Source organism: Marinobacter sp. LQ44, from assembly GCF_001447155.2.
Lineage (GTDB): Bacteria > Pseudomonadota > Gammaproteobacteria > Pseudomonadales > Oleiphilaceae > Marinobacter.
Map to the genome: position 1 here is coordinate 3,741,075 of NZ_CP014754.1, position 24,566 is coordinate 3,765,640.

At 57.6% G+C, this 24,566-nt stretch carries 24 protein-coding genes and 1 pseudogene; 8 read left to right on the forward strand and 17 right to left on the reverse strand.

Annotation, left to right across the window (positions count from 1 at the left end):
* Nucleotides 1–3: 3 nt before the first annotated feature.
* Nucleotides 4–1,038 (reverse strand): annotated as a pseudogene (locus tag ASQ50_RS17180) (IS256 family transposase); the annotation flags it as partial.
* Between the two features lie 107 nt (nucleotides 1,039–1,145).
* Nucleotides 1,146–2,030: a formylglycine-generating enzyme family protein gene (locus tag ASQ50_RS17185; RefSeq protein WP_058091683.1), complete on the reverse strand. Its 885-nt coding sequence runs from the start codon at nucleotides 2,028–2,030 to the stop codon at nucleotides 1,146–1,148.
* Between the two features lie 243 nt (nucleotides 2,031–2,273).
* Between ASQ50_RS17185 and ASQ50_RS17190 the strand changes: the two genes are divergently transcribed.
* Together ASQ50_RS17190 and ASQ50_RS17195 are read left to right on the forward strand one after the other, a co-directional pair.
* A complete protein-coding gene (locus tag ASQ50_RS17190) occupies nucleotides 2,274–2,972 on the forward strand; it encodes a DUF3592 domain-containing protein (protein WP_058091682.1) in 699 nt (232 codons plus the stop codon).
* Nucleotides 2,973–2,998: 26 nt separating this feature from the next.
* Nucleotides 2,999–3,610 (forward strand): hypothetical protein, encoded by a 612-nt coding sequence (locus tag ASQ50_RS17195; protein ID WP_058091681.1) that lies wholly within the window; start codon nucleotides 2,999–3,001, stop codon nucleotides 3,608–3,610.
* A gap of 89 nt (nucleotides 3,611–3,699) precedes the next feature.
* On the opposite strand, the gene ASQ50_RS17200 is transcribed toward ASQ50_RS17195, so the two are convergent.
* Nucleotides 3,700–5,025 (reverse strand): S8 family peptidase, encoded by a 1,326-nt coding sequence (locus tag ASQ50_RS17200; RefSeq protein ID WP_058091680.1) that lies wholly within the window; start codon nucleotides 5,023–5,025, stop codon nucleotides 3,700–3,702.
* A 90-nt stretch (nucleotides 5,026–5,115) separates the two neighbouring features.
* Complete coding sequence (locus ASQ50_RS17205; protein WP_058091679.1) at nucleotides 5,116–5,481, reverse strand: thiol-disulfide oxidoreductase DCC family protein; 366 nt, start codon at nucleotides 5,479–5,481, stop codon at nucleotides 5,116–5,118.
* 215 nt (nucleotides 5,482–5,696) lie between these two features.
* Between ASQ50_RS17205 and ASQ50_RS17210 the strand changes: the two genes are divergently transcribed.
* The 3 genes from ASQ50_RS17210 (at nucleotide 5,697) to ASQ50_RS17220 (ending at nucleotide 9,253) form a co-directional block, all read left to right on the forward strand.
* Nucleotides 5,697–6,800 (forward strand): AI-2E family transporter, encoded by a 1,104-nt coding sequence (locus ASQ50_RS17210; RefSeq protein ID WP_058091678.1) that lies wholly within the window; start codon nucleotides 5,697–5,699, stop codon nucleotides 6,798–6,800.
* A gap of 270 nt (nucleotides 6,801–7,070) precedes the next feature.
* Nucleotides 7,071–8,222 (forward strand): alcohol dehydrogenase catalytic domain-containing protein, encoded by a 1,152-nt coding sequence (locus tag ASQ50_RS17215; RefSeq protein ID WP_058091677.1) that lies wholly within the window; start codon nucleotides 7,071–7,073, stop codon nucleotides 8,220–8,222.
* On the forward strand, nucleotides 8,219–9,253 hold the full coding sequence (locus ASQ50_RS17220; RefSeq protein ID WP_058091676.1) for a proline racemase family protein: 1,035 nt from the start codon (nucleotides 8,219–8,221) through the stop codon (nucleotides 9,251–9,253). The genes ASQ50_RS17215 and ASQ50_RS17220 overlap by 4 nt, the downstream gene beginning before the upstream one ends.
* On the opposite strand, the gene ASQ50_RS17225 is transcribed toward ASQ50_RS17220, so the two are convergent.
* From ASQ50_RS17225 to ASQ50_RS17235, 3 genes are read right to left on the reverse strand one after another with little or no spacing between them, the layout of a single operon-like run.
* The gene (locus tag ASQ50_RS17225; protein WP_058091675.1) at nucleotides 9,250–10,467 is read right to left on the reverse strand and encodes a MerC family mercury resistance protein; all 1,218 of its coding nucleotides are present in this window, start codon (nucleotides 10,465–10,467) and stop codon (nucleotides 9,250–9,252) included. The genes ASQ50_RS17220 and ASQ50_RS17225 overlap by 4 nt on opposite strands.
* 38 nt (nucleotides 10,468–10,505) lie before the next feature.
* Entirely contained in the window at nucleotides 10,506–10,739 is a 234-nt protein-coding gene (locus ASQ50_RS17230) for an anti-sigma factor family protein (protein WP_058091674.1), read from the reverse strand.
* Nucleotides 10,736–11,389, reverse strand: coding sequence for an RNA polymerase sigma factor (locus tag ASQ50_RS17235; protein ID WP_076657246.1), 654 nt, complete (start codon nucleotides 11,387–11,389; stop codon nucleotides 10,736–10,738). Before ASQ50_RS17235 ends, ASQ50_RS17230 begins: the two co-directional genes overlap by 4 nt.
* A gap of 164 nt (nucleotides 11,390–11,553) precedes the next feature.
* On the opposite strand from ASQ50_RS17235, the gene ASQ50_RS17240 reads away from it, so the two are divergent.
* Nucleotides 11,554–12,066 (forward strand): cupin domain-containing protein, encoded by a 513-nt coding sequence (locus ASQ50_RS17240; RefSeq protein ID WP_058091673.1) that lies wholly within the window; start codon nucleotides 11,554–11,556, stop codon nucleotides 12,064–12,066.
* Nucleotides 12,067–12,114: 48 nt separating this feature from the next.
* On the opposite strand, the gene ASQ50_RS17245 is transcribed toward ASQ50_RS17240, so the two are convergent.
* Genes ASQ50_RS17245 through ASQ50_RS17260 form a run of 4 tightly spaced genes read right to left on the reverse strand, consistent with a single transcriptional unit; the run spans nucleotide 12,115 to nucleotide 16,090 of the window.
* On the reverse strand, nucleotides 12,115–12,936 hold the full coding sequence (locus ASQ50_RS17245; protein ID WP_058091672.1) for an ABC transporter permease subunit: 822 nt from the start codon (nucleotides 12,934–12,936) through the stop codon (nucleotides 12,115–12,117).
* Nucleotides 12,929–13,858, reverse strand: coding sequence for an ABC transporter permease subunit (locus ASQ50_RS17250; protein ID WP_058091671.1), 930 nt, complete (start codon nucleotides 13,856–13,858; stop codon nucleotides 12,929–12,931). Before ASQ50_RS17250 ends, ASQ50_RS17245 begins: the two co-directional genes overlap by 8 nt.
* A 4-nt stretch (nucleotides 13,859–13,862) precedes the next feature.
* Nucleotides 13,863–14,945: a polyamine ABC transporter ATP-binding protein gene (gene potA / locus ASQ50_RS17255; RefSeq protein WP_412535735.1), complete on the reverse strand. Its 1,083-nt coding sequence runs from the start codon at nucleotides 14,943–14,945 to the stop codon at nucleotides 13,863–13,865.
* A gap of 38 nt (nucleotides 14,946–14,983) precedes the next feature.
* Nucleotides 14,984–16,090: a polyamine ABC transporter substrate-binding protein gene (locus ASQ50_RS17260; protein ID WP_058091669.1), complete on the reverse strand. Its 1,107-nt coding sequence runs from the start codon at nucleotides 16,088–16,090 to the stop codon at nucleotides 14,984–14,986.
* 266 nt (nucleotides 16,091–16,356) lie between these two features.
* Here ASQ50_RS17260 and ASQ50_RS17265 point away from each other — a divergent pair, with 266 nt between their 5' ends.
* Both ASQ50_RS17265 and ASQ50_RS17270 read left to right on the forward strand, forming a co-directional pair.
* Nucleotides 16,357–17,322, forward strand: a complete 966-nt coding sequence (locus ASQ50_RS17265; RefSeq protein WP_156510032.1) for a hypothetical protein — start codon at nucleotides 16,357–16,359, stop codon at nucleotides 17,320–17,322.
* Nucleotides 17,323–17,433: 111 nt separating this feature from the next.
* A complete protein-coding gene (locus ASQ50_RS17270; RefSeq protein WP_058091667.1) occupies nucleotides 17,434–19,932 on the forward strand; it encodes a penicillin acylase family protein in 2,499 nt (832 codons plus the stop codon).
* A gap of 101 nt (nucleotides 19,933–20,033) precedes the next feature.
* On the opposite strand, the gene ASQ50_RS17275 is transcribed toward ASQ50_RS17270, so the two are convergent.
* The 6 genes from ASQ50_RS17275 to ASQ50_RS17300 form a co-directional block, all read right to left on the reverse strand.
* Nucleotides 20,034–20,471, reverse strand: coding sequence for a hypothetical protein (locus ASQ50_RS17275; protein WP_058091666.1), 438 nt, complete (start codon nucleotides 20,469–20,471; stop codon nucleotides 20,034–20,036).
* Nucleotides 20,472–20,575: 104 nt separating this feature from the next.
* Nucleotides 20,576–21,334: an anti-sigma factor domain-containing protein gene (locus ASQ50_RS17280; protein ID WP_058091665.1), complete on the reverse strand. Its 759-nt coding sequence runs from the start codon at nucleotides 21,332–21,334 to the stop codon at nucleotides 20,576–20,578.
* On the reverse strand, nucleotides 21,331–21,939 hold the full coding sequence (locus ASQ50_RS17285) for a sigma-70 family RNA polymerase sigma factor (protein ID WP_082888514.1): 609 nt from the start codon (nucleotides 21,937–21,939) through the stop codon (nucleotides 21,331–21,333). The genes ASQ50_RS17280 and ASQ50_RS17285 overlap by 4 nt, the downstream gene beginning before the upstream one ends.
* A gap of 7 nt (nucleotides 21,940–21,946) precedes the next feature.
* Nucleotides 21,947–22,480 (reverse strand): hypothetical protein, encoded by a 534-nt coding sequence (locus ASQ50_RS17290; protein WP_058091664.1) that lies wholly within the window; start codon nucleotides 22,478–22,480, stop codon nucleotides 21,947–21,949.
* 81 nt (nucleotides 22,481–22,561) lie between these two features.
* Complete coding sequence (locus tag ASQ50_RS17295; protein WP_058091663.1) at nucleotides 22,562–23,542, reverse strand: XdhC family protein; 981 nt, start codon at nucleotides 23,540–23,542, stop codon at nucleotides 22,562–22,564.
* 52 nt (nucleotides 23,543–23,594) lie between these two features.
* Nucleotides 23,595–24,515, reverse strand: a complete 921-nt coding sequence (locus ASQ50_RS17300; RefSeq protein ID WP_058091662.1) for an AraC family transcriptional regulator — start codon at nucleotides 24,513–24,515, stop codon at nucleotides 23,595–23,597.
* Between the last annotated feature and the right edge of the window lie 51 nt (nucleotides 24,516–24,566).

The window sequence follows — 24,566 nt, forward strand, 5'->3', positions numbered from 1 at the left end:
TCCGCTGTTCAGCGACTCAATGGCATTGGTGGTGTAGATCACTTTCCGGATCGCCGGCGGGTACTCGAAGATGGTGATCAGGTTATCCCAGTGGCTTTGCCAGGAACGAGAGATCTGTGGGTATTGGCTGTCCCAGCGCTCTCCAAAGGCCTCCAGTGCCTGCCGGGCTTCATGTTCCGTGGCGGACTGATAGATCTGCTTCAGATCGGTCGTAACGGCCTTGTAGTCCTTCCAGGACACATAACGCAGTGAGTTGCGAACCATGTGCACGATGCACAGCTGTACCTTGGTCTGCGGGTACTCAGCGGCAATGGCATCCGGGAAGCCCTTGAGACCGTCCACGCAAGCGATCAGGATGTCCTCCAGGCCACGGTTCTTCAGTTCGGTGAGTACCGACAGCCAGAACTTCGCACCCTCGGTCTCGGCCAGCCAGAGACCCAGCAACTCGTTCTGGCCGTCCATGTTGATGCCCAGGGCCAGGTATAGGGACTTGTTGATGACCCGCTTGTTGTCGCGGATCTTCAGCACGATGCAGTCCAGATAGACGATGGGATAGATCGGATCCAGCGGACGGTTCTGCCACTCCTGAACCTGCTCGATCACCCGCTCCGTCACTTTGGATACCAGAGTGGCCGAGATGTCCGCGTCGTACATTTCCTTGAAGGCATCCACGATATCCCGGGTGCTCAGGCCCTTGGCGTATAGCGCCAGGATCTGGTCATCCATCTGGGTTAGGCGGGACTGGCCTTTGCGGACGAACTGAGGCTCGAAGGAACCGTCCCGGTCACGAGGGGCCTCTATCGGTACTTCGCCGTGCTGACCCTTCAGGCGTTTGGCAGAATAGCCATTACGGCTGTTGCCGGTGCCACGGCCTTCGGGCGCGTGCTTCTCGTATCCGAGATGTGCGTCCAGTTCGGCGTTGAGGGCGGTCTCGACCGTAAGCTTGACCAGCTGTTGAGTGAGGGCTCCGAGATCTCTTTCGGACTTGATGTCCTTGGCCAGCTCGGCGGCCATGGCTTTGAGTTTTTCTTGATCCACTTGTGTACCCACGATGGTATCCTTTTGAAAAGATTACTCAGTCGTGGGCAGTTACACAATTTGGTTTACAGCCTCTTGCCAATAGTCTCGAATGATGATCCCGGAGTCTAGTTTTTTACGCAACGGAATCCACTACTCAGGGGCATGCTCGACTCTGGAACCACTCTGCGAGACACTGTTGAGCTATTGATGATGGGGCCTTGGTAGTCACCTCCTCGCATTACCCTTTCAGGTTCTTGGAGGCCTGGCGCGATAGTGACAGGCTCTCCTGACTCTGGACCCTGTGGGTTCATCCGCTCGGAGTTCTGATAATAGTCTGGTGCATAGTAGTCGTTGACCCATTCTGCAGCATTGCCGGTCATGTCATGCAATCCAGCTGGGTTAGGGGGATAACGACCGGGAGCATCCGGCATTGTTCGTTTATCACCGTAGAGCGCTGCTTTTGGGCCGCTTGCAATGCTGACGTTACGTCCCGGTTCTATTTCTCCATTATCTGTAGCGTGCCGAACAGGTTTTCCGCCAGAGCGCGCCGCGTACTCCCACTGAGCTTCTGTCGGTAAGTCAACGGGTTGGTTAAACTGTTCTCCGAGCCAAAGGCAGAAAGCTTTTGCATCGTGCCATGATACTGGGGCGGGAAGCTCTGCGCTGAAACGTTCTGGGGATTCGTTGCGTTTGTCGTCGTAGAAGCGAGCTTTCATAGAGTGGCCGGATGCTTCTAAAAATATCTCGTAATCTCCTTGAGTCACCTCATACTTCTGGATAAAGAAGTCATCCAACACCACTTCATGAGCGGGAATGGTATCCGCACCCATTGCCCAGCCACCAGGGTTGCCCATCATGAATGCGCCACCTTCAACAAAGACCATGGCCTCCATTTGCCTGTGAACCATATCGTCTTTTTTTGAGTCGGAATATCCGCTACAACCAGCCAAGTTTGTAGAGGTGATTAATGCGACAGGGAGAAAGTGTATGAAATATCGAGATATCGGCATGCGGTCGGCTTCCTTTCCGCCATTTTACTTTAACGTGGGGATATACTAACGGAATCAGTACCTAAGCTCTATGAAGAAAACCTCATATTCGGATAGGGAGACTTTTTATAATGATGTGACGCGATTATTACCCATTTCCTCCATTTCTGCTGGGGGCGCGGTATAATCTCGCCGGTTTCACGCTAAGGTTTTATCAAAAGCCCGCTCGAAACACGGAAGCAAACAATTTCAAGGAACGAAAAAATGAAAACCCTGAAAATCCTAAAGTACACTTTCACCCTCATCGGCGTAGCCATGCTGTTCGGCGCTTTTGCCAGCTACAACAGCACCTCTGCCTTTATCGATCGGGCTACCGAAACCAGCGGGATAGTGACTGAGCTTGTATATTCCCGCTCCAGTGATTCCAGTAGCTACTATCCGGTCGTGGCATTTCAGGATGCCAGTGGCCGAGAGATTGAGTTTCAGTCCCGTTCCGGTTCAAACCCTCCCTCCTTCAGGCGCGGTGAGCGGGTTTCTGTGTTGTATGAGCCCTCAGCGCCGGAGAACGCGCAGATCAACAGTTTCTTTTCCCTGTGGGGGATGTCATTGATCGTTGGCGGGCTCGGCCTGGTGTTTGCGTTGGTCGGTGGCGGGATGGTGCTGTTTGGTGTTCTGAAGGGGCGATCAAAAGCCTACCTGGAACAGCATGGCACCGAAGTACTCGCAAAGTTTGCGTCGGTTGAGCAGAACACCAGCCTCACGGTCAACGGCCGGAATCCTTTTCGCATTGTCTGCCAGTGGCAACACCCGCAAACCGGGGAGCTGCATGTGTTTCGAAGCGACAACCTGTGGTTTGATCCCAGCGACCACATTAATCAGGAGACCGTGCCGGTTCTGGTTGATGAATCCAACCTCAAACGTTACTGGGTGAACACGTCATTTCTGCCCAAGTTAGCCGGTTAGTTTTTTCGGTCCCGACGGAGAGGAAAATGCGTAGAAAAGGCACCACCGACTGGACGCTTCTGCGGTCAGCAGTCAAAGATAATCTCGGTGATTTTTTCACTTTACTGGGCATGGGGCTTTGTTTCGGTATTGTAGGAGGAGGCGTTTTCTACTCTGGCTTTGGCGAATGGGGCGCCATGATCTTCGGGGCCTTTTTCGCGCTGATCGGTTTGGCCTTGTTCGTTTTCTCATTTGTCGCCACGTACTCAAGCATCGGCTATTACTACGAACAGGCACTGTTGCGTAAGCACGGCGTGGAGGTGGATGGCGTTCTGACCAGAAAAGAGGCGGACTGCCAGTTTCATCAGGAGTATGACAAACACAACCGGCCATTGGACGAGGGACACTACCAGTGCAATCTGTTGGTTGAGTTTGATTTTCAGTTTAACGGCAAAAATTGCAGTGGCGCTTTCTATCTGAATAAGGCTGAGCTGTTCGATAAACTCAGGGAAGGGGATCCGCTGCCGCTGAAAGTTCTGAGGCTTGACCCTTCCGTTCATACGGTACGTGAGCGGCGCCTCGCGAATATGCTTAAGGGCCGGGAGCCACAGACGCCGTCTCTGATTCCGGAAGGGGCAGAGATCAGCCAGTTGGCGTAGGTGTACTGTCGCTATCCCGGTGAACCCTGCTCCATCGCACAAAACTGCAGTAACGCCCGCCAGCCAAAGGACCTGGCGGGCTCTCTACCTCAAGGGTTCACATTCACCAGCAAATTCGGTGACCCGTTCAGGTTGGTCAGCTGGTTCTGGCTTGCCTGGTTGCGGAGCGTCTGGGCAACCTGTTCCGGTGTCAGTCCTGGGTTCAGGCTGAGCAGCAACGCGGCGGCTCCTGCCACGTGGGGAGAGGCCATAGAGGTGCCGCTGATGGTGTTAAAGGCGGTATCGCCGGTGTGCCATGCGGCGGTGATGTCTGTGCCTGGCGCCATGATGTCCACGCAGGAACCGTGATTGGAGAAGCTGCTGCGACGGTCCTGGTTGTCGGTAGAACCTACGGTCACGGCTTCTGCTACACGGTTGGGAGAACCGCTGCAGGCATCGGCGTTGCTGTTACCCGCCGCAACCACCACTGGAATGCCGAAGGCCACGACTTCGCGAACGGCGTTGTCCAGTGTCGTTGAATTACCACCGCCCAGAGACATGTTGGCAACGGCCGGCTTTTCGGCGTTCTCTACCATCCAGTCCAGTGCTTCGATGATGGCACTGGTGGCGCCAGAGCCGCTGCAGCCAAGCACGCGCAGGCCGATCACCTGGCTTTCCTTAGCGACACCGAACAGCGAGCCGGTTGCCGTAGAGGCAACATGGGTACCGTGGCCGTTACAGTCTTCGGCAGAGTAGGTTGCGATGGTGTCCTCATCACCGAAGGGAATCAGCCCGCCCAGCAATAAATCGATGATGCCACCAATTAACGGCAGGCCGCCCAGGGCGCTGTCATCGTGGAAGTTCACGCCGCTGGCACGGCCCTGAAAGTCTGCATGGGTGGTTCGGATGCCGGTATCCAGAACATAAACGTTGACACCCTGCCCGGCAACGGTGGGGTAGGTAAACTGGGTGTCCAGGGGCAGGGTGGTCTGGTCAATCCGGTCCAGTCCCCAGGTGGCATCCTGTTGGGTTTGCGTGGAGGACGTTGTCATCCAGGTGTCCGGCTCCACTGCGAGTACTCCGGGCAGGGCGGGCAGCAGGTCGGCCTGGCTTTGGGTGAGCTGCACTGTTGCACCGGTCATCACGTTCTCATACAGAAACAGAATGTTCCCGCCGCCAACGGCAGTTAATAGCGCCTGGATACCGGCAGACAGATCACCACCAACACCCAGAAGTGAGGGCAGGGTTGGGTCGACAGTCACTATGTATCGTTGGGCAATGGTGTTTTCTGTGCTGGCGGTTGTGCTGGTGGATTCCGTTGTTGAAGATGTCCCGAGCAGCCCTGAGAGAAGACTGGCCTGGGTGTGCAACGGTGTGGTAGAGAGAACGATCGCGGCGGCAAGCGCGCAGGGACCGGTGTTCAGGGAAAAACGCATGGTAGCTCCTTCTGTGACTTTTGTTTTTATCGTAGAGCATAATGCATGCGTTAATATTTCAAGTTCAATGCATAATGCATTAAATACTGGTCACGATGGGCCAACCGAACACGCATACTTCTTTTCGAACCGACGATCTGCCCAGGTTTCATAAACCCGTTTTGCGAGCGGATATAAAACAGGCCACAACAGAGGCTTGAGCAACCAGCCAAACGGCGTGTGAGACCAGGCACGAACATTGGCCGGCAAGCCGATCACCCATTCGCCGTTCCAGGTCATTAGGTGCAGCCGCTTGAGCAGTTCCTCACGTGTTGGCAACTGTACGTTGTGCGGATTCTGCTCGTGGATATCGGCAAAGATCAGGTCGCCACGTTGTAACTTTCTGAGCGTGCGGATTTCCTTGGCGCATAGTGGGCAGCGTCCGTCGTAGAAAAGGGTGTCATAACGCGGTGGCATCTGGTTCTCCGGTTCAACTCAGGCTTCGTGCCTTTGTATACGCTGTCGGCAATGCCCCCGGTTCAGTTTTGTGCTCGGGCGAAAGGTAATTGTTTGATAATGCAAGCAAGATGTTGGAACGCTACACTAGCAAGCTACGTGCAACCCGCTTCTGCGGGCCTAACCGGCGTTGTCGATGACACGGCGCCATCCTGATCTGAAGGTATTGAAACAGCATGGATGATTCCCCAACAGGTAACCGCTCTCCGGAAAACCATTCCGGGAAGAGCTTGCTGGCTGAGCTCTCTACGCCGATCTATGGCCTGTTTATCCTGGGCATCCTGTACACACTCTATCTTGCTCACCAAATTATCCTGCCTATTGTTCTGGCGGTGCTGACCAGTTTGCTGCTCTCACCGTTGGTGAAGAAAGCCTACCTGAATTGGCGGTTGCCAAAGGTGGTGAGCTCGCTGGTACTGGTGTTGGTTGTGCTTGCAGGTATCGTGGGTATTGGCGCTGCCGTTGCAACCCCGGCCCTTGAGTGGGCCCAGAAAGCACCTGAGGGCATGTCCAGGCTGTTGGTGGGTGACAGCGAAATCATGCGCCAGCTCGATAAGGTCAGCCAGTCAGCGGAGCAGGTGGAAAAGTCCGTGGATGAGCTGTCGAAGAATGACCAGTCGAAGCCCACAACGGTCGTCCTGCAAACGGAATCCTGGCGGAGCCAGCTGATGTCCAAAGCCCGCAACGGTGTGGCGGGCCTGGCGTTGGCACTGGCGCTAACCTATTTCCTGCTGGTGAGCGGTGACAGGTTGATCTTTAACTTTGTCAAACAGCTGCCACGGCCGCAGCGCAAGACTGTTCTGAGAATCACCCACGACTCCCAGCAACAGATTGCCCAGTATCTCGCCGTGCTGGGGTTGAGTAACCTATCCGTTGGCGTGCTTACCGGGCTTATCTGTTGGGCCATCGGTTTGCCAGACCCAGCCATGTGGGGCCTGATCGCTGGCCTCGCCCGGTTTATACCCTATCTCGGCAATATGCTCACGATTGCACTGCTGGCGGTGGTTTCCGCCATTACTCTGGATACGCTTTGGATGATGGCCATCGCGCCGCTGAGTTTTATCCTGCTGACCACCATTGTTGGCTTTTTCCTGGAACCCTGGATTCACGGCTTTCGCATGGCCATCAACCCGGTCATCATCTTCGTATCCATCTTCTTCTGGGGCTGGCTCTGGGGCCCGGTGGGCGTTCTGCTGGCGGTGCCGCTCATGACCGTCATCCAGGTAGTCCTTAAACAAATACCCCGACTACGCCCGGTGTACAAAGTGATTGCACGATAAGTGGCGTCAAACTCAACCGCCAGGTCACGAACTACGCTTCCTTTCCAACAAGGTTGAGTCGGCGGGAGGTGGGGCGTGTTTTTCTGGCAGGAAAAAAGATGTCTGAGCGAAGCGAGTTATTTTTTCCAGAAGAAAAACACGCCCCACCTCCCAGCCCGCCCCCAAACCCAAAGGATGGGCAAAAAGGCACGAACCAACGCCCCCTGACACAAAGCCGGATCTCTCCTATGCTCTGAAGATCACTGAAACCACCAGAACAGGGAGGGGCCAATGCCCGAGATCCCGGCTTCCATGAAAGCCATGGTCCTCACCGGCCATGGCGGCATCGACAAACTTGAATACCAGAACATACCAGTGCCCAAACCGGCTGCCGGCCAGGTACTGGTGCAGGTAACCGCCACCGCCAAGAACAACACCGATCGCAAAGCCCGGGAAGGACTTTACCCCACCAAAAAAGGCGAGATGACGTCGTTCCAGATGGGGGGCAAACCCACGTTGACGTTTCCGCGTATTCAGGGCGCCGACATCGCCGGTAAGGTGGTGGCGGTGGGCGAGGGCGTCAGTGAAGCCCGTATCGGAGAGCGGGGCCTCCTGGACTTTAACATCTACGCCAACGACCGCACCGATATCAATCTCACTCCGGACTACTATGGCCATGGCGCCGATGGCGGTTACGCCGAATACGTGGCCCTGCCGTCCGATCAGTTTCACCACATCCCCAACCCTGAGCTGGCCGATGCCGAACTGGCGGCCATGGGCATGTGTTCCTATCAGACCGCCTACCACATGCTCACCTCCGCCAACGTGCAGGCCGGTGAGCGGGTGCTGGTGACCGGTGCCAGCGGCGGCGTGGGCACCGCACTGATCCAGCTTTGCCGCATCATCGGCGCTGTCCCTTACGCATTGAGCCAGAAAGACAAAGCCCAACCCCTGCTCGATCTGGGCGCCGAAGCGGTGTTGGATCGTAACGACATGAGCACCTTTGTAGACCGGGTCAAGAAAGAAACTGGCGGCAAGCCCCTCGATGCGGTGATGGATCTGGTGGGCGGCGAAATGACGGACATATTCATCGATGCCATGATCTTCGACATGAACGCCCGCAGCACCTACCCGCGCCTGAGCATCGCAGGAGCCAGTGGCGGCAACATCAGTGAAATCCTCTGGACCCGAATCTACCTGTATCAGGTGCAGATATTCGGGGTATCCCACGGCACCCGTGAAGAAGCAAACCAGCTGATGACCTGGATACGCGACGGCCATCTAAAGCCCGTGCTACACGGCGCCTTCAAACTGTCGGAGCTGCACCGGGCGGAGGAGTACTTCGTCAATCGGGGTGGTAATTATCTGGGCAAGATCGTCATCGTGCCGGATGCCCAATGGCCGGTGCACGGCCAACCTTTTGCGCTGGAGGCAGGCGGATGAAACCGGAACTCACCATTCAGTTGATGGATACCCACGCCGGCGGCGATGTCAGCCGTATTGTGACCGGTGGCATCACCGCGTTGCCCGGCGATACCGTGCGAGCCCAGATGGAATATCTGCGGGATGACGCCGACGGCCTGCGCCGGCTGCTGTTGGAGGAACCCTATGGCATTCCCGAAATGTCTGTCGACTTGCTGGTGCCCGCCACTCATCCGGAAGCCGCCGCCGGGTATATCATCATGGAAGTCATGGGCTACCCAATCTACTCCGGCTCTAACACCATCTGCACGGCAACGGCGGTTCTGGAAGCCGGAATCGTCCGCAAACAGGAAGGCAAACAACACTTCAAACTGGAATCCCCCGCCGGCCTGGTGAGCATTGAGGCCACCGTGCATGACGGTGTGGTGGAAGCCATCACCTGCGAAGGCCTGCCCAGCTATATTCACACCCATAACGCCAGTATCAGCGTGCCCGGCATCGGCCAGGTCAACTACAGCGTGGCCTACAGTGGTGGCTTTTACGCGCTGGTAGATGCGAGATCACTGGGCTTCGACCTGACCCTGGACGAAGAACGCCACTTGGCCGAAACCGCCCACGCCATTGTCGAAGCCATCCAGGCTGAACGGGGCTTCTCCCATTACACTCTGGGCGACGTGGGCCCGCTGCCGTTTCTGCACTTCATGGGCCCGGTAGAACAAGTGGCCGAAGGCTACTACCGCTCCCGCTCTGCCACCTACGTGCACCCCGGCGTCATCTGCCGAAGTACCACCGGCACCGGTACCTCGGCAAGACTGGCACTCATGAACCACGAAGGCCGAATCAAACCCGGCGACAAGTTGGAAACCATATCCTTGCGGGAAACCGGGTTTATCGGTGAATTCACAGCCGTCGAGCAGGAAGGGGAATATCAGGTGGTCAAAAACAACATAACCGGCAAGGCCTATGTCATCGCCCGTTCCGACATCGTGGTGAACTGTGACGACCCGATGGTGGAGTGTGATGGCCTGAGCCATATTTTGTCGGGTCGCTAGCGTTTCAAACCCAGTTTCCGTGCTTCCAGCTTGCGCTTGAAATACAGGTCCAGCGCCGCGGCGCCAGCCAACAGTGCAAACCCCAGCAATTCCGTGGCCGCATGGTAGCTGACGAAGAGCGCAAAAAGGACTAATGCCGCACCCGTTGCTGCCAACAGGCCCGGGCTGGTTTTGCGATGTCGAGCGCAGCCCGCTGCAATCATGAAAAAGGCGATCAATGTAAACATAGCGATAGCCGATGACCAGGCCAAGGCAGAAAGAGACAGTTGAATGCCCAGGAGCGCGAGTAAACCAGATGCCGCCAGAACGCCATAACAGGTTATCAATGCCATCATCAGTGCCAGCAGCCCTGAAAATCCGTGGCGATGCAGTTGGCCCAGCCATCGGCGAGGGCTTAGCCTTCTTGCCCACTCTCGAATGGGGCTGGGTGCTTTGTTGCCCCGCGTGGCGGACAGCTCCACGGAGCAGGCTCCGAAACTCCGGGCAATATCCCGGGTCTGCTGGCTGGGGCTCAGTGCAAAGTAGTCGTGGCGGTTGAGTATTCTGATATCTATAAAACCGGCGTCACCAAGCATCGCCAGAAGATCTTCTTCCACGGTGGCCCCCACCACGCATTCAACCCACAACCTGGGGTCGTCTTCGCAATCCACGGTAACCGGGCGGTGAATGACCACATCCGCTAGTTGCAGTTTGCCGCCGGGTTTGAGAATCCGGAACATTTCCCGAATTGCTTTGCGTTTAGAAGGTACCAGGTTCAGGGCGCCGTTGCTGGTGATGCTGTCTATGGTTTGATCGAGCAACGGAATGTCCTCGGCGGAGCCCTGTATCGGGTGGATATTCGGGTACTTGCCTGCGATACATCGGCGGAGTTTCTGGAGCATGGCGGCGGTCAGGTCCAGTGCGATGACCTGGCCGGAGGGGCCGACGATATCGCCCGCGATGAGGCTATCGTTGCCGGCGCCAGAGCCCAGATCCAGAGTGGTGTGACCGGGCTGGATTGCCCGGCCGCGGAATGGCCAGCCGACGCCGGCGAAGGAGTCGGCGGTGCTCTTGGGGAGCCGGGATACCTGTTCTTCAGGGTAGCCAAGGGCCACACAGGCGTCTTGACCTGTCGGGAAATGGAAGGACATCTGAGGCGACTCGGCGACATGGGTATACATCTGCTGGACCGCATCCCGGATCTGATCGCTTGAATAACCCAAAATCGCTACCATCGCGCTGTCCTCCCCGTTATTTGGGCCAATCCATCAGGCTATTGCCCGGTTAGATCCCGAATTCGTTGCTTCAATCGAGTTGGTGCCGCTTCCACGCCCGTTGCTGCGATCCTTTGGCGAAGCCGACGTTCAAACTCCGCCCGGCTGAAGCAATCAAAACAACGTTTGAGGTGGTCATCGATGACCTGCTGATTCTGCTCATCCAGCTCTCTGTCCAGGTACTCGAACAGGTGATCAATGACTTCCTCACAGGATATCTGCGATGCCTTCATGGACTCACCCTCCCGGATTTGCTTTTTGCGTGGCCGGTTAATCCGGCGTCCTGACCCTGTCGCCAGAGTGATTTCTGCAGCAGCCCCCGGGCGCGGTTCAATCGGGACCGAACGGTACCGGATGGCACATCGAGAATGTGAGCAACTTCGTCGTAGCTGTGGCCCTGAATCTCCACCAGAACGAGCACGATGCGGTACGGATCTGCCAGTGCATCAATGGCTTGCGCCAGGTCTTGCTCAAGTAACTGATTGATGAAATCCGCCTCGGGCTGACCGATCCAAAGCAGGAAAGGCTGATGCAGGTGGGCAAACAGGGAAAAAGCAGCCGCGTCAGAAGTTTCTGGCTCATCAAGCGATACTTCTTTTTCCTGGCGACACTGTTTTCGTCGCCAGTGGTCGATAAAGGTGTTGTGCAATATGCGGAAGAGCCAGCCCTCCAGGTGATTGGGATCGTCCAGTTGTTCCAGCCGGCGCCAGGCGTTAGAGACCGCTTCAGCGACCACATCCTCGGCTTCGTCAGGATTGCGGGTGAGGCGCAAGGCGGTTCCGTAGAGTCGGTCCATCAACGCCTCGACCTGGCGCCTGAAAATGCAGCGAATCTGTTCCGGGTGCTGGTGTTGCCCTGGATTTTTCGAAGCCTTCGTGTCCATAGCGATTCCCCGTGAGCTCTTTCGCAGGGACGAAGCGGTCGGGGTAGATGTTCCTGAATTCTCCGGGAACATTTGGTCACCCGGATACGTCCTTGCGGCAGCCGGGCAGGTGTCTGGCGTAACAGCAAACTCGGGAAGGACCCATACTATGGAGGATAGATGCGATGGATACTTATGCAAAGCAATGCCAACCGGGCCGTAAGATCATATTGGCCGTGGCTTCCGCCACGCTGGTGTGTTTCAGTCTGGTGTCAGTTGTCCAGGCCAAGACACCCTACAAGGGCGAAGGCCATATGATGATTGAGCCGTCGGAGATGTCATGGAAGCCTGTCGCTTCCATGGCGGAGGGGGCTGAAATCACCGTTCTGGAAGGTAACCTGAGCAGCGGTGAACCGTTCACTATTCGGCTGCGACTGCCGGCGGATTACAAAGTATTGCCGCACGTTCACCCGGCCTACGAGCGAGTTACGGTGCTGTCTGGCACCTTTTATTTCGGCCATGGCGAGGAATTTCGGCGTGATGAGGCCAGGGCGTTGCCCACTGGAAGTCTTGCCATTATGGCCCCCGGTGAACCTATGTTCGGTTATGCCGGCGAGCAAGGCACGGTCATCCAGTTGCATGGTAACGGGCCCTGGGGCATTGATTACCTCAACCCCGCCGACGATCCACGTAAATGAGCCGTTAACGGCGGCCTGGTGTCACATCATACCGGGCCGCCTGGACATTTAGCGTGGCCTGAGCCGCCGCTTCTCCGCCCGACGCATCCAGAACCACGCGATAAACGCGATCACCGAGACCACGGCAATAATGATGGTCGCCAGCGCATTGATCTCCGGCGACACACCCATCCGCACCGAGGAGAACACAACCATCGGCAAGGTCGTCGCGCCTGGCCCGGAGACAAAGCTGGCAATCACCAGGTCATCCAGGGACAGGGTAAACGCCAGCAGCCAGCCCGACACCAGGGCCGGCGCAATCACCGGCAAGGTGATCACAAAGAAGGTTTTCAGCGGCGTACAGCCCAGATCCATGGCGGCTTCCTCGATGGAGCGATCTACTTCCCGCAGCCGCGCACTCACCACCACTGCCACATAGGCGCTGCAGAAAGTGGTGTGGGCAATCCAGATGGTGGCCATGCCACGGTCCGTTGGCCAGCCAATCAACTGCGCCATCTGCACAAACAGCAGCAACAGCGACAGGCCCGTGATCACTTCCGGCATCACCAGCGGTGCGGTGATCATGCTGGACAGCAGGGTGCGGCCGCGCATTTTCTTGAACCGGGTGATCACAAACGCGCACAGGGTGCCCAGACACACCGCCATGCTGGCGGAGTAGAAGGCGATGCGCAGGCTCATCCAAACGGCAGACAGAATCTGCTCGTTGGCAAACAGGGCGCCGTACCATTTGGTGGAAAAACCGGCCCATACCGATACCAACCGGGAGGCGTTGAAAGAATACACAATCAACACCACCATCGGCAGGTACAGGAACAGCATGCCCAGCACCAGCATGGATTTTGAGAAGCCGGGGGCTTTCAGCTTAACCATTCTTTTCCATCTCCCGTGCCTGGAAGCGGTGGAACAGCACAATGGGTACCAGCAGCAGCGCCAGCATCACAATCGCCAGGGCCGAGGCCACCGGCCAATCCCGGTTGTTGAAGAACTCTTCCCACAGCACCTTGCCGATCATCAGGGTATCCGGCCCGCCCAGCAGTTCCGGAATCACGAATTCACCCACCGCCGGTATGAACACCAGCATGGAGCCCGCGAGGATTCCGGCCTTGGATAGGGGCAGTGTGATCGCCCAGAAAGTGGTCAGGCTGCGGCAGCCAAGATCCGACGCCGCTTCCAGAAGGCGTATATCCAGCTTCACCAAGTTGGTGTAGATGGGCAGGATCATGAACGGCAGGTAGGCGTAGACTATGCCCAGAATCACCGCGAAGTTGGTGTTCAGCATCTTCAGGGGCGAGTCGATCAGCCCCAGCCACATCAGGAACGTGTTCAGCAGGCCCTGGTTGCCGAGAATGCCCATCCAGGCGTATACCCGAATCAGGAACGAGGTCCAGGACGGCAGCATCACCATCAGCAGGAACACCAGTTGCCAGTGCTTGGGTGCCCGGGCGATAGCGTAAGCCATCGGATAACCGATCAGCAGGCAGAACAGGGTCGCCAGGAACGCCGTCTTCACCGAGCCCCAGTAGGCGGCCACATACAAGCTGTCGGAGGCCAGGAACAGGTAATTGCCAAAGTTCACCACCACCGACAGGGTATTGTCGACAAAGCGGAACACCGGTTCGTAGGGCGGAATGGCCATCACCGCCGAGGTCAGGCTGATTTTCAGCACCAGCGCAAACGGCAGCAGGAAGAACAGCAACAGCCAGGCGAACGGCACTCCGAACACCACCCGGCGATGGAATACCACTGCACGCACCCGCTCAGCCAGAGGGGTTGCCAGAAGCTTCTTGGTCATGGCGTCAGTTCCAGAGCAGAATCGGGCTGGAGGCTTCCCAGGAAACATACACCTGATCACCCCAGGTGGGCCTTTCGCCCCGGCGTTCCACGTTGGCCATGGTGGCCTGTACCCGCTTGCCGCTGGCCAGCTTCACGTAGTAGGACGTGATGTCGCCCAGGTAGGCGATGTTGTCGACCGTGCCGCAGCTCCAGTTGGTGTCACCTTCCGGTTTCTCTGTGGTCAGGTAGATTTTCTCCGGGCGCAAGGCAATCAGGGTTTCCGTGGTTTCTGCCGGCGTGGTCACTCCCCGGTCGATAAACACCGGCGCGTCCAGCAGGTCGCTGGTGAGCGAGATGCTGTCGGAGTTGTCTTCCAGGATGTTCGCCTCGAAGATATTCACGGAGCCGATGAACTCCGCCGTCATGCGGCTGTTCGGGCTTTCGTAGATATCAATGGGCGAGCCGACCTGGGCAATCCGGCCGTAAGACATAATGGCAATGCGGCTGGCCATGGTCATGGCTTCTTCCTGGTCGTGGGTGACCATCAGGCAGGTTACGCCTACCTTTTCCAGGATATCCACCAGCTCCAGCTGCATTTCCGAGCGCAGTTTTTTGTCGAGCGCGCCCATGGGCTCGTCCAGCAACAACAGTTTAGGGCGTTTGGCGAGGGATCGGGCCAGGGCCACGCGCTGTTGCTGTCCGCCAGACAACTGTTGTGGCCGCCGCTTGCCGTAGGCTTCCATTTTTACCAGCTTGAGCATGGCCGCCACCCGGTCGGCGATTTCGTTTTTCGGCAGCTTGTCCTGTTTCAGACCCATGGCAATGTTCTGCTCCACCGTCATGTGGGGGAACAGGGCATAGGACTGGAACATCATGTTGGTGGGCCGCAGGTACGGGGGCAGGGCAGTGATGTCCTGGCCGTCCAGCACGATGCGACCGGAATCCGGAGTTTCAAAGCCTGCCAGCATGCGCAGCAGGGTGGATTTGCCGGAACCGGAGCCACCCAGCAGGGCGAAGATCTCGCCCTTGTGGATGTCCAGGCTGACATCGTCCACCGCCAGGGTGCTGTCAAAGCTCTTGGAAATGCCCTTGATGCTGAGAAGCACCTCCGCTTGCGCGGAGGTGCTGTTGGTTACAGCCACCGTCAGCGACCAGACTTCACGCTGGTCCAGGTACGGGTCATCAGGCGCTGGGCGTCCTGGGGCCGACCTTCCATGATGTAGAGATTCTTCATCACCTCATCAGTGGGGTAGATGCTGGTGTCTTCCAGGATCTCCGGGTTCACAAACTCGTCCGCCGCCTTGTTCGGGTTGGCGTACCACACGTAGTTGGTGACGTCTGCGATGATCTCCGGGCGCATCAGGAAGTCCATCAGTTTGTGGGCGTTGTCCACGTTCGGTGCGCCGGCCGGAATGGTCATCATGTCAAACCACAGCACCGCACCTTCCTTCGGGATGGTGTAGCGGATGACGTTGCCGTTCTTTGCTTCGTCAGCGCGGGCAGCGGCCTGCAGGATGTCGCCGGAGTAGCCGGCCGCCACGCACAGGTCACCGTTGGCCAGATCGCCAATGTAGCGGGACGAATGGAAGTAGGTGATGTGGGGGCGTACAGCCCGGATCACATCGCCACCTTTTTTGATGTCGTCTGCGTTGTTGCTGTTCGGGTCCAGGCCGATGTAAGCCATGGCGGCACGCACCATCTCTTCACCGGAGTCCAGCATGGCAATGCCACAACCGCCCGCGGCCAGTTTTTTGGTCACTTCCGGATCAAACACCATGGCCCAGGAGTCTACAGGCGCCTCGTCACCCAGGATTTTCTGGATGCGGCCTTCGTTGTAGCCATAGCCGTTGGTGCCCCACAGGTAAGGCAGGGAGAACTGGCTGCCCGGGTCGACCTTTTCCAGGTTGTCCATCAGGTCCGGGTTCAGGTTGGCCATGTTTGGCAGTTTGCTGTGGTCCAGCGCCACGAAGGCCCTGGCAGTAATCTGCTTGGCTACGTAGTGGTTGGAGGGCACAACCAGGTCATATCCGGAACGGCCAGACAACAAGGCTGCTTCGAGCACTTCGTTGCTGTCGTAAACGTCGTAGATAACCTTGATGCCGGTCTCTTCTGTGAACTTCGCCAGAGTGTCCTCGGCGATGTAGTCAGACCAGTTATAAACACGCACTTCTCCGGCGGCAAAAACCGAAGAGGCACCCAGAGACAACGCAACAGCGGCGGCAAGCGCCTGTGGCTTACACAACTTGAACATTGGATGGTGTCCCTCACTGAAAAGGGATGGATACAAAGCGTGCAGGACGCACGCAGTTCTTGGTGGGATTCGAGCGATTTTTAACACGAGAACCCGGCGCGCGCTACAAAAATTTCAATGTTGGGATTGGGGGTTGTACGTAGCTGATTTCACTCTGAGCAAACGCCTTGTCCGGTGGGCCTTTACCCGGTCTTTACATGGGTTGACGGACACAAAGCGCGGCCTGACGAATAATAGAGGCAAACAACAGGTCGCGGAGTAAAAACATGGAAAAGTCCAGGAGGTTGTGGACGGTGGGGTTGCTGACTCTTGCAGCCATAACGTTGTCTGGCTGCAAGGTGAGCGCCACATCCGGGGATCGCTACTACGACCGGGATGAACAGCACTTTAGCCGTGGCTATTTCCTGGATGCCCGAGACACCGGGCGCTACTTCCCCGAGGGCCGATGGAGCCTGAATTACGAGACGGAAGCGTGCATTGGCGACACCCTGTATTTTGAAACGGCGGACCGAAGGGTGCGTGTCTATGGCTCGCCCGCCTACAGCGAAAATACCTTTCGCGCCGCCGCCACAGAGGTGAGCACCCGCATAGACGGCGTGCTCAACCGGTTCAGAGTGAGCTGGCGTGATTTCGTCGATGAGCGCAGCTCAGCCGTGCCATACCCGGAGCAGGTGATCGCCTGTTTGAGTCCAAGAGTCAGCACCAATAATCTTGCATCTGGCACCCTCGCCGCCGTGGCCGTCGCTCCCTACCACCGAAGCTGGCCCTACGAGGCCGAGCAGATCTTCACCCATGAACTGGCCCACTACGTTCAGGAAAACCTGAGCCGGTACAACGCCGCTGCATCTCTGCTGCCCTACTGGTTTGCGGAAGGCCAGGCCGCCCTGGTGGCCGGTGACCCCGTAGCACCTGCCTACCGGCATTACGACTATGACCCCCTGCGAGACGCCACCAGAAACGACGCCAGCAATGTCAGCTACCGCTTCGAGCACTACGCACTGGCCTACCGCTACCTGGAGCGGGCCAACGGCGCTCTGGAGATGACGCTGCTGCTGGATCTGGTCCAGTTTATGGACTGGACGGGTGATTACCGCGGGGTTATCAGCTCGGGTGAATCACGGGCCTTTGTGGAAGCCTTTGATGCCATGGAGCTGGTGGACCATCGGGGGCGGTACCTGAGCTTTGCCCGGTTTCGGGCGGACTACCATGCCCTGGTTGGGGCAGGTGGATGATATGGTTGGCATGAGCGGTATTATGCTATAAATTAGTCGTGTGATGGATAAACGCTGACCAGTTGGCCAGCCACCAAAACAAAAAAATCCAAACACGATGGAGCAACCCTCATGATGACAACTAAGCGTGCCATTCTGCTGGCGGCGCTGGTGGCCGTTACAACCGGCTGCCTGAGTTCTGGCGGCGACAATTCGGCATCGGATAATCTCACTGGCCCCGCTTCTGATGCCCCCGGGCTTGATCGCTACCGCGCGACGGTTACCAGAACCTCTTTCGGTATTCCTCATATTGAGGCGCCAGACTTCGCCAGCATGGGTTATGCCTACGGCTATGTGCAGGCGGAGGACAACCTTTGCCTGTTGGCTGAAGACACCCTGACGGTTCGGGGCCTGCGCGCGCGTTACCTTGGGGGGGAAGGGCAGTACACCATTCCTGCCAACGGAGCCGTGGCCAGTAACGTGGACGCTGATTTTTTCTGGCGCACCGCCATCACAGACGCCGCTCTGGAATCACAGCGCAGTAACAGTGACCCGGAGGTGATCGAGGCATCCCAGGGCTACGTGGACGGATTCAATCGCTACGTTGAAGAAATCCGTCGTGGGGAGCATCCCGGGCGGCACCAGGCATGCCGTGATTCAGACTGGCTGTTGCCGTTAACCCTGGACGACATGTTCCGGCGCTACTTCCGGCTTGCGGTCCTGGCCAGTTCGTCGGTGTTCGTGGAAGGTGTTGCCAATGCCCAACCTCCGGCGCTGGACTTCATTGGTGGCGACGAGCCGGATGAGGGGTTGATCGACACCCTGCTGAACACCCTCGAGGGGCCTCTGCCTTTCCCACTCTCACGGGAGTTGAATATTGGCAGCAACATGTATGCGTTTGGTTCCGAGACCACCCGCGATGGACAGTCCCTGTTGTTCGGTAACCCCCATTTCCCGTGGGAGAAGACCGAACGACTGTACCTCGCTCATCTCAAAGTGGGTGATCAGGCGGAAATCATGGGGGCTGCCCTGTACGGCTTGCCGGCGGTGCTCATCGGTTTCAATGAGCACTTCGCCTGGAGCCACACGGTGTCTACCGCTTTCCGTTTCTCGTTCTACGAGCTGACTCTGAACCCGGCAGACCCCACGCAATACCTGTTTGACGGCGAATTTGTAGACATGACCTCTGAGGACATTACCGTGGAGGTGCTTGAAGCGGATGGGTCGGTTTCCGAGCAAACCCGCACGCTCTACCACTCGCACTATGGCCCCATGCTGGAGTTTGCCGTATCCGGTGTGCCGGTGTTGTCCTGGTCGCCGTTGAAGGCCTATACCCTGCGTGATGCCAACGCCGAGAACGACCGCTTGCTAAACCAGTTCTTCCGGTGGAACCAGGCGTCCAGCTTTGAGGAGTTTGTAGAGCTTCATGGCAGTGTGCTGGGTGTGCCCTGGGTGAACACCATTGCTACCGGCCCGGGCAAGCCCGCCTATTACGGTGACTTGACCGTGGTTCCCAACGTAACGGATGAACTGGTCATGCAATGTCCCACCGCGCTCACACCGGTTCTTGGCCAACTGATGCCGGGACTGCCGATACTGGACGGTAGCAGGTCCGCGTGTGACTGGGGGACAGATTCCGATGCCCCGGCGCCGGGCGTGTTTGGCCCTGGCAACCTGCCCACCTTGTCCCGGAACGATTGGGTGCACAACTGCAACGACAGCTATTGGCTGACCAACCCCGATGAACCGCTGACCGGCTTTGCCAGCATTGTTGGTGATGAGGAAACGGCGAGAACATTGCGCACCCGGTTGTGCATCAAGCATGTAGAGGAGCGCCTGGAGGGTGCCGATGGTCGCACTGGTAGCCTGGGGTTTGATATGAGCAACCTTCAGGATGTGGTTCTGGAAAGCAGCCTGATGTCGGAACGACTGGCCAGAGAGTCAGTTGTCACAGCCTACTGCAACCCCGTGTCTGAACTGCTCAGTGGCGTGACTCAAACCGGGATTGCCGAGGCCTGCGACGCGCTCGAAGCCTGGGATGGCACCTATAACCTTGATTCACGGGGCGGCCATATCTGGCGGGAGTTCTGGGCACGTTTGAATCCGCTGCCGGTTCCATCGCCTCTGCAGTGGCTGGTGCCATTCGATGCTAGCGATCCGGTAAATACCCCCAGAATGTTGAACGTGGCGGACCCGCTCACCATTCAGGCCTTCGTTGGCGCGGTTCAGGCGATCCAGTCTGCCGGCATTCCATTCGATGCCAGAATGGGCGATCTGCAGCGTTCCGGGATTCACGAGGGTGCTGCCATTCCGGTGTTTGGGGGTGAAAGCTTCGAGGGGGCGTTTACTATCGCGTCCAGCCGAGACTCTACTCTGGAGGAGGCCATGGGCTACTCTGTGACCTATGGCAACAGCTACATCCAGACCGTCACTTGGGGCGACGACGGCAACCCGATTGCCGAGGGATTCGTAACCTATTCCCAGTCCACAGACCCTGCATCGCCTTACTACCGTGATATGACCGAAGCCTATTCCAACAAGCAGTGGATTCGGTTCCCTTACACCGAGCAGGAGATCCGACAGGACCCGGCACGGGTGGTGGTCCGGCTGAACGAGCCAGCAACGCCGTGATGGTAAATGTCTCAAGGTGAAATGAAAAAGCCCCCGTTAGCGAAAGCTGTCGGGGGCTTTTCTTCAGGCCTTATCGGAACGTAAGCGAAGAACTGAATCCGTTATTTCGCAGTAATCACGGTCATTACCAGCTTGCCATCCCGGCGAATCGGGCCGTCTTCCTTGGCACCCAGGGTGTATTCGAAAATACCGGTCTGGCTGCCGCCTTCCTCGTTGTGAATCATCAGCATCAGCTTGTCGCCGCTGGCCACTTCCTCAGTCAGGATGGCCGCGACATCCATATTCTTGCCTTTTTTCAGAGGCGCGTGGCCTACAACCGGGCCTGGCTTCATGGCTTCATCAGTTCGGTGAACTACCAGCCAGCCGTTCTCCTCGGTCACCACTTTCTTGGCGGTCACGGTGCCTTCGGATACAGATTGGTCATCGCCCCAGACACCCACCTTGTCGCCGTGATTCATCGCCAATGCTGAACCGGAGGCGAATGCGCCGGAAACCAGAGTGGCCGCCAGGAATGCAGTTGTCTTTAAGTGTTTTTTCATTGTGTGCTCCTTAAGTTCGGTTGTACCCATCCATCACTATGTTTTTTGATGGGAGTACAGCAGCTACGGAGCGGCGCCTGAAAAGTTTCAGGCGCCATCACAATTTAGTTGCGACCTTGGCCTTGGTCGGCAGAGGTGGGGTAGAGGAAGCCGTGAATGGCCGGCCCAGTCGGTTGCCCTGTGGGCGAACCACCCTTTGGCTCCAGGCTGATGCCAAAGGTGGCGCCACGTAGAGTCTCCGGGTCGTAATCACGCAGTGCAGCCTGGTCCAGAGTGAAGTTGTCTCCGATCACGCCCACCGATCGTGGGTTAGGGCCATACTCCTCTGCCACCATCCAGAGCTGGTAAGACTTGTCTGCTTGAGGTTCGGCGGTTACCGGTTGGATATTCAGCTGACGGCTGGTCAGATCCACCGTTAACAGGAACGCAGGCTGTTCATCGTTGTGCTGAAACACCGCCACAAAGGATTGCGCTTGTGGCTCCGGCTCCGGTTGGGTGGCCAGCACGGCAACCAGTACCAGCGCCGCCGCTGAAGCAACGGCGGTGCTCCAGCGCCAGCGGGTTAGCTGTTTGCGAAGGCTGACGACGTTGTCTGGTGCTGCGTTCCGCGCTTCTGGCGCAGCGTATTGCTGGTCAGTTTGCTGGTCGATCGTTCGCTGAATTCTGGCAAACAGCTCCGGGCCGGGCGCTACAGGTTCAACCCCGTCAAGCAGGCCAGCCAGCCGGGCCTCCCATTGCTGAATCAACGCTTCAAGCTCGGGTTCGCGGGCACGGCGAGCCTGCAAGGCGTCCCGCTCTTCTCCTGGCAGAGTTCCCAGAACGAACTCTGCAACCATCATATCCAGGTCGTCGCGTTCGCTCATGGTTCAAGACACCTTTTGATCTGTTTCAGGGCTCGGTGCAACCAGGTTTTCACAGTGTTGATTGGCTGGTCAAAATGCCTTGCCAGCTGATCCCGGGACCAACCGTTGAGATACGCCAGACGAACCATGTCTTGGCGATCTTTCTCAAGCTGGTCAATGCAATGGTTCAAGTGCTTTACCGTTTGTTGATCTGAGATTTGTTCATGGGCCGCCGGCGAATGGTCCGCAATACTGTCCAGTTCGTCGCTTGCGGTCTCCCGCCTTGCCGGATGCCGCCGCAGTTCGTCGATTGCGCCGTGCCGGGCAATGGCTGCAAGCCAGGTGATCGGTGAGGAACGTTCCGCATCGAACTGGTCCGCCTTCTGCCAGACTTTGATATAGGTATCGTGAATCACATCATCTGCCCAGCTTCTGTCTTTCAGGATACGAAGTGCGGTGGCCAGAAGTTTCGGGGCGGTGGCTTCATATAACTCGGCAAACGCGTTTCTGTCCTGCTGGGCAACCCGGTGCAGGAGCCGGGTGATACCGGAGCTGCCTTCCTGGTCAGTGCTCAGGTAGTCAGTGGCGCGGGGAGACGCGTCTGGCTGATGTGAATCAGAGTACATGCGCGCCTCAGTCGGTCTGTTGCGGGGAGCGGGCGTTGGTCCCGATGAACAGGTACACGGAATGTCGGCGGTGGTCTTCTACCCGGTGCAAGGCGACAGCCGGTGCTTTGGCCTCGGCGCTCGTAAACTGAATTCGCTCGCCCGCGGGCTTGCCATCACGCTCCCGAGTGCCCTTTTCGGCATGCCAATTCGGCCCAAGGCACTCAGACAACTCGCTTGCGGCGCGGGCATGCAGGGTTTCCGCAACCTCTTTATCCGGAGCAGACACGGTGCAGGTGTAGGCAGAGTCTCCGTTGCCCCAGGCCCAGATCTCGCAATGCCCTTTGATCAGTTGTTCTTTCGCCCGGTAGATGGTCACAGAATTGAAGTTGCTGCTGCTTCCCCGGTAATCGGCAAAGCCGGTGGGATAATCCGCCACTATGTTCTGAAGGGTAGCGCAGGGATCTTCCGTACCGCTGGTAAGAGGCTGGAAACTGCTGCATCCGGCAAGTGCCGCGCTCGCCATAGTAATAACGAGAGCCGAGGTTGTTTTTCTGACCATCAATCGGTTCCTTCGCTGAATAGGGGCCCAAGAGCATTTGAGCTTAACTGTAGAAGCGATGCAAAGGCCAGACAAGCAAGATCAAAGTTGTTGGCGCGAGATGCCCTGCCGCACCCGGATAATATCTGCCATCACCGCCAAAGCAATTTCGGCGGGCGTTTTGCTGCCAATATTCAAACCTACGGGCATATGGATCCTGCGGATCTGCTGCTCGGTCAGCCCGCCAATGCGAGCCAGCCGTTCCCGCCGTTTTTCCGAAGTTTTCATGGACCCCATCACGCCGATGTAAAACGCCTCGGTTTTGACCGCCTCCATCATGGCGGTGTCGTCAATGCGCGGGTCATGGGTGAGAGCGACCACTGCGGTAGCGCGATGGCAGCCCTCACGGGCAATGTATACCGAGGGCAGCTCCTGTTGGAGCGTCACGTCTGCCAAGTTGAAGTGCCGAACTTCCTCGGGCCTTGGGTCGCATACAATAACTTCAAAGCCCAGGCTGTGTGCAAAGCTCGCGCAGGCGGTGGCAACCGGTGAAAGCCCTGCAATAACCAGTCGCGAAACCGGGCCAACACGTAGTCTCAGGCGCGCATGGGTCGCCTCCTCGGTAACCCGGGCGCCTAGCTCACTCTCCGGTTCCAGGTGAATGTCTCCGGTTTCCAGCGAGACCACCCGGGCAACCGGCCCTTCGCCCGATAACGCTGACTGAAGCGCCAGGAAATGTTTTCGGGTAGCGGCGGATGCTGGCCAGTGCTCTATCAGAACATCCAGTATTCCGCCACAGGGGAGGGTGACGCGGGCATTATCCGGGCCGTCCGGAGCGCCATAGCGAATTCGATTTATGCGTCCTTTGAACGTGTTGTCCCGCAGGCGGGCCAGAAAATCTTCTTCCACGCACCCACCGGAAAGCGAGCCGCAGTGGGCACCATCCTGCCGGGCGATCAGCCAGGAACCTGGCGCTCGGGGTGAGGAGCCAAAGGTACTCACCACGGTACAGAACCAGAAGTCATGCCCCTCATCACACCAGTGCAGGGCTTGTTCAACAACCTTGATATCCAGTGGCTGCATGGTGTTCTGTTGATTTCCTGTGCTTGTTGAATGTAACCGGCTGGTTAATCTATCAGTGTCTGGCCGTGTGGCGATAGTCACTTGGGGACTTGCCCATCACCTTCTTGAACAACCGGGAAAAGTAATAGGCGTCGTCGTAACCCAGCTGCCGGCTGATGTCGGCGAAGCTCTGGCTGGTGGTATCCAGCAACTGGCAGGCCCGCTCCACCTTCAGGTGCAGGAAGTGCTGAATGGGTGAGGTGCCGGTCTGCGCCCGGTAGCGGGTGGCAAAATGCGCCGGCGACAGGCCGGACAGTTCCGCCAGTTGCTGCAACGTTAGCCGTTCCTCAAGATGTTCCCGCATGTAGTTATGGATGGTCTCCAGCTCCGCCTGTTGTGCCAGGCCGGTCTCATCGGCATTCAGGGGCACGGCGGCCAGCAGTTGTCGCAAGCGATTGCTGGCATGAATCAGTCCCCGGGCGCGAAACCCGGTCTGGCGAACCGATAGCAGTCCGTTGAAATCCACCAACAGCCTCGGTTGCCGGCCCAGGTGGCGAACATGGTTGCTGCCATCAAACCCCATGTAGTTTCTGAACTCTTCTGCCAGCGGCCCGGTGTAATGCACCCAGTGAATGGTCCATGGGTTGTCCGGCGCGGCGGTGTAGCGATGGCTGGCACCGGCGGGTAACAGCAGAAGATCCCCCGCGTTAACCGTCAGGGGCTCGCCCGCGACATTCAGGAAGGCCTGGCCTTCGGTGCAATAGATCAAAAGATTGTCACGATGGTGTTCCCGGTGCATGTGATGGCCAGCGGCCCTGCGGTAGTGCCCGAAGGCCAGTGGATACAGCTCGCGGGTCAGCGGATGGTGTGCCAGTAGCCGAACAATGGGTTCCGGCACCACATAGCGCACGCTATCTGGCGGTACGGGCCACTGCGAGGTTTGCGTGGTTTTGGGAGGCCTGGAATCGTTAGGCATCGAAAAATAATCCATCATGGGCGAAATTTAGTCAATCACCCTTTGCCAAACCCCATGCTACGCTCTTTT